This window comes from Microcystis wesenbergii FACHB-1317 (assembly GCF_014696875.1).
Lineage (GTDB): Bacteria > Cyanobacteriota > Cyanobacteriia > Cyanobacteriales > Microcystaceae > Microcystis > Microcystis wesenbergii_A.
This window is the reverse complement of record NZ_JACJQV010000067.1, coordinates 1-8420: the sequence shown is the minus strand read 5'-3', so window position 1 is coordinate 8420 and position 8420 is coordinate 1. Positions and strand designations below refer to the sequence as shown.

Genomic DNA, 8420 nt, shown 5'->3' with positions numbered 1-8420 from the left:
GATATTTCTTTCCAATACGTTAATTTAAATTGGCAGGATTATGTGGAGTTTGATCAACGTTATTTGCGTCCAGCGGAAGTGGATTTATTAATAGGAGATTCCACAAAAGCCAGAGAGAAATTAGGTTGGCAGCCGTCGGTGACATTCGAGGGACTGGTAAAATTAATGGTAGATGCGGATTTAGCGGCTTTGGGGATTAATCTTAATAATGGTGGTGATAGCCAACAGTTATTAAAAGATTTGGCTTATCTTCGCAATCGTTCCTTAATTGCCGTCGATTAAAAAGTCGGGTGGGTTAGGGAAGCGCAACCCATCCCCCGTCTTGATCCATCGCCATTTTTACCTGACTTTTAGGAATAAATAGGGTCTTTTTCCAGCAAACCTAGCAATTTTTGCATTTTAATCCAAGCCCTTCTCATTTGCCAGAATTTACTTTTTTCCATTGCGGCTATTTTACTGTCAGCTTCTCGATAATCCAATTGGGTTTTTTGCAATTCTTGTTGCAATTCTTGTTCATGAATTTCTAATTGTTTAATTCGTTCTCTAGCCTGTTCCAACTGAGCGAATATATCGACTTTTAAGGTGACTAAAGCGGCAAAAATGGCTTGGATATTTTGGGAGTAAAGTTGGGGATGATTATAGAAAAGCTGCGTATAGGAATAAATATAGTGTTCTGCGGTCATTGAGCGACTCATAGAATCAGCTTTTTGTCGATAGAAAAATAACACTTCTGGGATACGATAGACTTCTCGACCTAATTCGATCAGAGATAGCCAGAAATCGTGATCTTCCCAACCATAAATTAAATTAGTATTATAGCCGCCCACAGTTTCCCAATCGGATTTCCGAAACAAACCAGAGCAAAATATCATATTATCTACTAATATATCGGGAAATTTATACTCAGGCAGCGACCAAGTTCCTTGTCTATCGCCAAAATACTCCGCTTCGCAATAAACTATACCTAATTGCTCATTACTTTCTAGCAAAGTAACCGCTTTTTCTAGATAGGAATCGGCAATTTTATCATCGGCATCAAGGGGAAGAATATAGGTTCCTTGCCCTTGGCCAATTCCTAGATTTCTCGCTGTGGCAACCCCTTGATTTTCTGTGCGGATGATCCTAGTTTTTGGCTGTTGATAATCTTGTAAAATTTCCATGGTTTCTGGTTCTGTGGAGCCATCATCAATGACGAGGATTTCAAAGTTTTGGTATGTTTGCACTAAAACGGATGCGATCGCATCATCAAGATAGCGACCTTGATTATAGCAAGGAATAATCACGGAAACTTGAGGAGCATGACTCATTGGGGGCAATTCTCTCCTACTTGATCAAAAACTAGAGGTTATCAATAGCTTATCCCAAAAGCTCCCTTTTCTTGTTTTTCTACTTAAAGGAAGTGTTGATATCCCCACTAGCAATTTCGGGATAGTAGGACATATTCTGGATAAATTCTGAAATTATTGCGATTGGTGGACAAAATCACCCAATTGGGTGATCCCCGTGAGGGAAGCATCTCTTTTTAATAGAGGATAAGTTATTCAATAATCCGATTATCATTACAAATGATCTTTAATCATGGAAGCTCATCAACAAAAACAACTCCGCACTTTCCTCTTGGAGAAATTAGCAATTTCCCCCCGTTCCCTCGATATGGCTGTGCGTCTCTGTGAAGCATCGGTGGGTTCTTTGCCGATGGTTTTATGGCAGTACGGTTTAATCGATTTGTCGCAATTGAATCAAGTTTTTGACTGGATGGAAACTGTATAATTAATAATTATTTTCCAAGAATAGGTTCATTAATTATCATTTTTATTAAGAGAGCAGCAAGTTACTGCAATTTATTCAGTTTTATTTAATTTTATACCCCTTGCTTGCCTTTTTGCTTGTCATGATAGTAAGGTAAGCTGTTCGTAATTTAAATTGCTTGTTGAGACGAGGCAAGAGGCAACAGTAAACGGATTGGGGGAGGTTCGGCTAATTTAAGAATAAGCGGTTTAAATGCGTCTTAGCTTAGAAACAGACTTAATATAGCATAAGTTCTTGAGTTAGGCATCGACTATATGGAACTCTTTGAGGGCCGGATAGAAGTTGAGATTTTCGTGACCGGGACGACTGAGTTTAATCAGGGCAAAACGTTGGGATGGTGGCAATTTTTGCCATTGTTCTAAGCTAATTTCGATCTGGAATTCTTTGGCTTTTTCTAGGACTGTATCGGGAATCTGGCTATCATCTAGCCAAGCGGGATGGGGATCTATTGCTAGTTCTTCCGGGGGATTACCAGTTTTTTCGGCGATTAATTTTTGCAGAAAATCTCGATAGATTTTGGCTTCTGCTGCCGTCGTACAAGCCATATTAACTAATACCATTCTTTCTGGTTGACTCAACTGCATCCAATGGGATAATTTTAATTTAACTCCACAGGTATCTAGTTTCATTCTCACGGCCATCGGTAGGCAACGTAAGGAGTCAACAAATTCGGATTCAAAGTCAAAAAAGGTGTTCATATTATTGCATTGGTTGACTGAGGATAAATCTATAATACAGCGCTGGGGTATAATTGCTGGTGGCCAAATGTTATTTTGATTGAATAAAATTGGCTCGATATTGATGACTAGAAACGAGAATTTCCTCTAGTTCCTGCCATTTTTCTCCTGCAATATAGTCAATAATTTGCTCAAGATTTTGCCGATAATTCGCCAAGGATATCAATAAAGCTTGACGATTGTATTTAGCCATCATTAAACCTAATTCGGGATTGCCAGCACCGACGCGACTGGTATCGCGAAAACCAGAACTAGCTAAATTTTCCGCTAATTGGCGAATATTCAGATCTTGTTCTTTCGCACAAGCTTGGATTAAACTGGTACTAATCATTACTGGCAGATGGGAAATCCATGCCACGGCTTGATCGTGTTCTTCGGGAGAAGAATAATAAATTTGACAGCCTAATTTTTGTACTATTTCGGTTAAGATTTCCACGGCAAAATTAGGAGTAGATTCAAGGGTAGTAATCAGATATGGGGCATTGACAAATAAACCAAATTGTGCTGCATTAATTCCCTGTTCGGCTGTCCCAGCCATAGGATGACTACCGACAAAATTCGGCCATAATCGACTACAATTGACCACAATTGCCCCTTTAACTGATCCCACATCGGTGACAATGGTTTGGGTTTTTAAATAGGGAGTTAATTTTTCTAAAGTTGGCACAATTAAATGTATGGGAGTACAAATAAAGATTAAATCGGCAGTAGCTAATAATTCTAAACTGGTGCTAGATTCGTCTACCACTCCTTTTTGTACAGCGATATCACAGGTGGATTGTTGACGGGAAACTCCCAAAACCTTATAACCGTGCGATCGAAAATCTAACCCCAAGGAACCACCAATTAAACCCAGTCCAATAATGCCAATATTCATTAGTTTTACTCAAAGATAATTTCGTCTTCTACTCGCCAAGCAGGATCGACAATGCACAAGAAAACTAAGGGTTCCTCTCCACAATTATGAATATATTGTTTAGCTAGAGGAGGTATATAAATGGCGGCACCGACAGTCACTAATTGCACTTCCTCATCGATGTGCATTTCCCCTTGTCCTTGCAGAATATAATAAACTTCCGCAGTTTTTAAAGCGTGGAGAGTAGAAGTTTCCCCCACATCCACCCGCGCGTGGGCTAAACTATAACGTAGATTTAACGGCTGTTTATTGGGATGCAATAACTCACGCAATCGGGTATGATCACCGGCGATGAATTCCTGACATTCGAGCAGTTTTCTGATTAACATAGTAAAATTAAACCTGGAAGATTGTTTTTATTTTATCATTGAGTGAAAAGCTAAAGACTAATAGCCGTTATCATAGAAATATTCAGCATCGCCAGAATTAACGAATGACTTGGTTAGAACATAGTGTACAGGTAGAAGTGGACGCGCCGATCGATCTGGTTTGGGAGCTCTGGTCAGATTTAGAACAAATGCCCCAGTGGATGAAATGGATCGAATCGGTGAAAATTCTCGAGGAGGAGCCAGAGCTTTCCCGTTGGAAGTTAGCCAGTGGTGGTCTAGAATTTACTTGGTTGTCACGGATACTGAAAATTGTCCCCCATCAGATAATTCAATGGGAATCCGTGGACGGGTTGCCTAACCGCGGGGCAATTCGTTTCTATGATCGTCATGGTAGGAGTATTGTGCGACTGACAGCAGCCTATGCTATACCCGGTTGGTTAGGAAAATTGATGGATAATCTTTTCCTCGGTCGAGTGGTGGAATCAACCCTGCAAGCTGATCTAGAGCGTTTTCGCCTTTATGCGCTCAATATTGTCAATAATACGCCGCCAAGGTGAGGTAATCACCGGTAATAAGCTTTTGACTAGCTAAATTGCTCGTTAAGACTGTCTATGAGCAGGGAGAGTCGGTCTGAGCATTTGTACGAAAATTCCCATACCCAGTTCAAATGCAGTACAGCTTATTGCTGACGACCGACTCCCCAAAACGAAAACTTCGCAAGAATATCCCGAGCAAATTCCGCTATCACGGTTGAGGTATTTCTACTCGATTTTATAGAGATAGGCTTCCGGGGTTTCTAGAAGGGAAGTCATCGGGCGATCGAGAGGGGGAGTTTTGACGAGGGTAAAAATTGGAAATAAATCGTTCATTTGCATAGCCATTTTAAATTTCGGCTGTATGTAATAACTACCCGATGGGCAGGCATTGGTGATCGTTAGCTCTCTTTTGGTCATAAAGGTATCGATATAATCGTACTGACCATGCTCTTTTCTTTTGCCTTTCTTGGCCGGATCACAAAGGGTTGAACCAGCCGGAATCTGATTGATAATTTCCACTGTATCGGCCACGGATAGGAGTCTTTCGGAACCGTATTTACTAGCAAGATAACGTTGATTGAAATAGAGATTAGTTGCGATAGAATAGCCGATGATAATTGCTAGAACTAGGGCGAGTATCCTGTGGAAAGTCTTAGTCAAGTTTAGATAGGCAAGACTAGCGATACCCAAAAAAATAGGAGCAAACCAGAGTAAGATTTTACGATGGGAATAAAAATGCTCATCAGGATAATTAGAGGAAGCGTAGAGAAAAATTATCCAAGTGATCGCAAAAAAGCCGATCAATGTTTTATTGCCTCGATATTTTTTGATGACTATATATAGAGAAATCCCGAAAAAAATAGCCGAAACTACGACATTAAAAATCGATATATTGTCATTCAAAAAAAATACTTGATTGCCCAGATAAACCGTTTCCCAAATTGCTTTAAATAGACGAGTGAACAGATTGCTCGATGGTTCAGCGCTCGCCCCCTTCTCCGTGAGCGCTCTCACGATTCCCCTCGTATTGGCAAATCTCCCAACTATCTCACTGTGCCAATACATAATTAAGGCGAGATTCGCCGAGAGAATCGATAGAAAAGGCAAAAGACATTTAATAGTATTCTTGCGATTTCGATAAACAAACCATAGACAGGCGATAACAGAAGTCCCTGGAATAATTAACATCGTGGTGGTGTGTAAACTCACCAATATAGCGACGGTAATCCCGAAGAATATCCAAGCTATAGCCTGATAGAGCAGCGGCTTAGTCGTTTCCATCTGGAACCGATAGAGTAAAGCAAAAACGAGCAGGAAAAAGGGTATTGGGCTAGGGGCCCAGGAAAAATTATTAATGAAATAGTCCGCATAAATCGTGCTATACCAAAATCCTGCTAAACTGGACAGGAGAAGACGTTTATCTTGTTCTACATTTTCTAAAAGTTGATAAACAAAGTAGATTAAGAGGGGAATCGATAGAAAAGAAAATAGGCCATTGGTAAGGACTTGAAATTCGGGATCGGCACCGAAAATTGTCAAAGGAAATGCTAAATAACCATAGAGGGGAGGAATTACGAATCCATATTTTCCACCCCCACCCGCAGGTCCCAATTGAGGAAAGTTTCCCTTCCACATATCCATCCAAAAGTAACCACCGCTAATCTGATCGGGATCGGGTCCGATATCGAAGGTAACGTATTCAAAAATACTGACAATCCTCGTGAAAAAGGCAAAGGCGATCGCTAGAATCCCTAAAATCAGTGCCGTTCCTCGGACTTTATTGATTGATTTCCCCATAAGTGTCGGTATTTTTATCCTAAAATTTTCTGGTAGCTTCGTGGCCGTATCCCCGAATATTTATCTTCCCATGGTAGCACGAATTTCTAGTCCTATTCGGTTAGAATTTAGCTTTGCCGATCAAGATGAAGTATAACCTGATTTGGCATCGCCGGCCGACGGCCGACTCCCCAAAAGGAAAACCTCGTACCTCACCATTAAGATAACTGCTAGAAGATTTAAGAGCCTGTTTAGCAATAAACTAGGTAAGGGACTTGCGTAAAAATAAGATGCCAGCTAGGAGGGCAGAACCGTCACATCCCATTTGGGCAAAGTTTCAGAACGCTGCGTTGAAAGGTGGCAATTGTTCTAATTCTTTGGTCAAAACCTTCACCCCTTTTTCATAAGTTCCTTCTACCAAATTTACTAGAGGCTTTATGCCCTTCCAAGTCATGTTAGAAGCCCAATTAAGAGCCGCATCAATTGAACCTAAAATTGCCCCATTCCAATAGTTCTCTAAGACTGCCCAACACCGTTCAATGGGATTATATTTACTATGGCATTTGCGGGTAGTAGATGAGCCGTATTTGCCACTGCGTTTTTCGGGCAAAGCTACCATTCTTTTGATAAATTGGCTGCGGTTGCTGCGAGTGGCTGCTCCTGGTGTCTAAATCAATGACTAATTCTTCTAACCCTGGATAGATTGCTTGATTTTCTTGCCACCACCACTCTAAACAATCTACTACAAAATCTGAGGTTTCAGCCGATTGACCGAAATAAATTGACAGGCGTTCTCCACTCACATCTAGAATTCCTAAAGGGACTAAAACAGCCATCCATTCCCTATCATGAACGCAAAGCGCTCGCTACGCGAGATCATCAGCTTTTAATGGCTCGAGATAGCGGGCTTTCCCCTCACGAGACAAATTTCCTATCTTCCTATCTTCCTGGGAGCATCTCACCTTTGTAACTCCTAAATTAAGTTTTATGTCAAGCTATTTTGAAAGCCTTACCAGAAGCAAGTTTTAGCGACAAGCATAATTACTCACTTGCATAAGTGAGATGCTTCCTTTCCTATCTTAACTTTAGCTTTGCTAAGTAGGTGGGTGGAATTAAATATAAGATGAACGTAGGTTGGGCTTCGGCCGTGAGCTTTTGCGTTCGACAAAAGCTCACGCCGAGGTCCGAACAGTTGAAGCATGAAACCCAACGCCCGATTATGTTACGCTACCGCTAACCCATCCTACAAATAATTGTGCCTCCCTACTTATCCAAGGAAATTCTCAAAGATTTAGTCTGGTTGTCAGCGGCTTGATTGGCTTGAGCTACGTTGGCTAAAATTGCCTCGGTTTCTGGGATTTTTTTGAGCGGTTTTATTTTTTTTGTTTTTTTTAAACTATAGCCCATTCGATTCAAAATATCTCCAATGGTTTGACGAGAGGGCAATTCCCGTATTTCTCAGAAAAAGTGCGATCACCAACCCCAGAAGCTTTACAGAATGAGGGTTTGAACAGAGCGCTCGCCTCGAAGCACAAACGACAGTGTGTTGACCTTCCAAGACTTAAAATCATTGTCAATTAGACGTTAGGAAAAAGAAGCAATTAATTAACATTTTTTTAGGATAATTAATTGTTTGATTAAAAATTATAAGTTTAAAAAAACATAAAATCTCCTATAATTTAATTACAAAAATTATCTAAATAGACCAGTTTATGACTCCTACTTCTCGACTAAAAATCAGCCAGCAACTCAACCTTGGAAAACTTAAAGGAAAAGAATTAATCGCTAATTTTGATGGAGGTATAATCACCTCAGATGCGGTCATGTGTTGATAGCAGAGTTAGACGAAAAGCTGAAAATTACAGCTAGATTCGCCGAAGGCTTTCAAGACCATCGAAATTTATCTTACATAGATTATTCAGTTCATCAATTACTTGCGGCAAGAATTTATGGAATCACTTTAGGTTATGAAGATGTCAATGACCATGATAAATTACACCATGACCCTGCTTTGGCAATTGCTCTAAAAAAATTGAATTTTATTGACTCAAACCAAGTAGGTTTAGCGGGACAAAGTACAATTAATCGACTAGAATATTGTCCAGAAACAATCATAGAGCCAGAAAAAAGTCGCTACCATAAAATCGAACATAACCCCAAAGAAATTGAAAAAGCTTTTGTGGACATCTTTCTAGAATCCTACAAAAAGCCACCGAAACAAATTATTTTAGACATGGATGTCACCGATGACCAAGTGCATGGAAATCAAGAAGGTGCATTTTTCAATACTTATTATAAAGGAGTGTGTTATGCGCCT

11 protein-coding genes and 1 pseudogene are annotated in these 8420 nt (G+C 40.2%); 4 read left to right on the top strand and 8 right to left on the bottom strand.

Features of this window, described 5'->3' with window-relative positions; all coding sequences use genetic code 11:
* Positions 1-282 (top strand): GDP-mannose 4,6-dehydratase (locus H6F92_RS03325; protein WP_190356781.1); only part of this gene is annotated, 282 nt, incomplete at its 5' end.
* Between the two features lie 68 nt (positions 283-350).
* Here H6F92_RS03325 and H6F92_RS03320 read toward each other — a convergent pair.
* A complete protein-coding gene (locus H6F92_RS03320; RefSeq protein WP_190356780.1) occupies positions 351-1307 on the bottom strand; it encodes a glycosyltransferase in 957 nt (318 codons plus the stop codon).
* 271 nt (positions 1308-1578) lie between these two features.
* Between H6F92_RS03320 and H6F92_RS03315 the strand changes: the two genes are divergently transcribed.
* The gene (locus H6F92_RS03315) at positions 1579-1770 is read left to right on the top strand and encodes a DUF2949 domain-containing protein (RefSeq protein WP_002738067.1); all 192 of its coding nucleotides are present in this window, start codon (positions 1579-1581) and stop codon (positions 1768-1770) included.
* A 278-nt stretch (positions 1771-2048) separates the two neighbouring features.
* Here H6F92_RS03315 and H6F92_RS03310 read toward each other — a convergent pair whose 3' ends face one another.
* From H6F92_RS03310 to H6F92_RS03300, 3 genes are all read right to left on the bottom strand, one after another.
* Positions 2049-2507, bottom strand: a complete 459-nt coding sequence (locus H6F92_RS03310) for a nitrate reductase associated protein (RefSeq protein ID WP_190356779.1) — start codon at positions 2505-2507, stop codon at positions 2049-2051.
* A gap of 70 nt (positions 2508-2577) precedes the next feature.
* Entirely contained in the window at positions 2578-3423 is an 846-nt protein-coding gene (locus tag H6F92_RS03305) for a prephenate/arogenate dehydrogenase (protein WP_190356778.1), read from the bottom strand.
* 5 nt (positions 3424-3428) lie between these two features.
* Positions 3429-3791: a cupin domain-containing protein gene (locus H6F92_RS03300; RefSeq protein ID WP_190356777.1), complete on the bottom strand. Its 363-nt coding sequence runs from the start codon at positions 3789-3791 to the stop codon at positions 3429-3431.
* A gap of 104 nt (positions 3792-3895) precedes the next feature.
* Between H6F92_RS03300 and H6F92_RS03295 the strand changes: the two genes are divergently transcribed.
* The gene (locus tag H6F92_RS03295; RefSeq protein WP_190356776.1) at positions 3896-4348 is read left to right on the top strand and encodes an SRPBCC family protein; all 453 of its coding nucleotides are present in this window, start codon (positions 3896-3898) and stop codon (positions 4346-4348) included.
* A gap of 204 nt (positions 4349-4552) precedes the next feature.
* On the opposite strand, the gene H6F92_RS03290 is transcribed toward H6F92_RS03295, so the two are convergent.
* The 4 genes from H6F92_RS03290 to H6F92_RS03275 all read right to left on the bottom strand — a co-directional run bounded on the left by H6F92_RS03290 (position 4553) and on the right by H6F92_RS03275 (position 7510).
* Positions 4553-6124 (bottom strand): hypothetical protein, encoded by a 1572-nt coding sequence (locus H6F92_RS03290; protein WP_190356775.1) that lies wholly within the window; start codon positions 6122-6124, stop codon positions 4553-4555.
* A gap of 316 nt (positions 6125-6440) precedes the next feature.
* Positions 6441-6722 carry an ISAzo13-like element transposase-related protein gene (locus tag H6F92_RS26480; protein WP_190356774.1) on the bottom strand — a complete coding sequence of 94 codons (282 nt, stop codon included), beginning with the start codon at positions 6720-6722 and terminating at the stop codon, positions 6441-6443.
* The gene (locus tag H6F92_RS26475) at positions 6658-6939 is read right to left on the bottom strand and encodes an ISAzo13-like element transposase-related protein (RefSeq protein ID WP_272083183.1); all 282 of its coding nucleotides are present in this window, start codon (positions 6937-6939) and stop codon (positions 6658-6660) included. The genes H6F92_RS26480 and H6F92_RS26475 overlap by 65 nt, the downstream gene beginning before the upstream one ends.
* Positions 6940-7366: 427 nt before the next feature.
* Positions 7367-7510 carry a hypothetical protein gene (locus H6F92_RS03275; protein WP_242029979.1) on the bottom strand — a complete coding sequence of 48 codons (144 nt, stop codon included), beginning with the start codon at positions 7508-7510 and terminating at the stop codon, positions 7367-7369.
* Between the two features lie 305 nt (positions 7511-7815).
* Here H6F92_RS03275 and H6F92_RS03270 point away from each other — a divergent pair.
* Positions 7816-8420: pseudogene (locus H6F92_RS03270) on the top strand (transposase); the annotation flags it as partial.

Bases quoted from the DNA above. Each gene is read 5' to 3' on its own strand.
- H6F92_RS03320 (WP_190356780.1), bottom strand. From the start codon at position 1,307: ATGAGTCATGCTCCTCAAGTTTCCGTGATTATTCCTTGCTATAATCAA.
- H6F92_RS03315 (WP_002738067.1), top strand. From the start codon at position 1,579: ATGGAAGCTCATCAACAAAAACAACTCCGCACTTTCCTCTTGGAGAAA.
- H6F92_RS03310 (WP_190356779.1), bottom strand. From the start codon at position 2,507: ATGAACACCTTTTTTGACTTTGAATCCGAATTTGTTGACTCCTTACGT.
- H6F92_RS03305 (WP_190356778.1), bottom strand. From the start codon at position 3,423: ATGAATATTGGCATTATTGGACTGGGTTTAATTGGTGGTTCCTTGGGG.
- H6F92_RS03300 (WP_190356777.1), bottom strand. From the start codon at position 3,791: ATGTTAATCAGAAAACTGCTCGAATGTCAGGAATTCATCGCCGGTGAT.
- H6F92_RS03295 (WP_190356776.1), top strand. From the start codon at position 3,896: ATGACTTGGTTAGAACATAGTGTACAGGTAGAAGTGGACGCGCCGATC.
- H6F92_RS03290 (WP_190356775.1), bottom strand. From the start codon at position 6,124: ATGGGGAAATCAATCAATAAAGTCCGAGGAACGGCACTGATTTTAGGG.
- H6F92_RS26480 (WP_190356774.1), bottom strand. From the start codon at position 6,722: ATGGTAGCTTTGCCCGAAAAACGCAGTGGCAAATACGGCTCATCTACT.
- H6F92_RS26475 (WP_272083183.1), bottom strand. From the start codon at position 6,939: ATGGCTGTTTTAGTCCCTTTAGGAATTCTAGATGTGAGTGGAGAACGC.
- H6F92_RS03275 (WP_242029979.1), bottom strand. From the start codon at position 7,510: ATGGGCTATAGTTTAAAAAAAACAAAAAAAATAAAACCGCTCAAAAAA.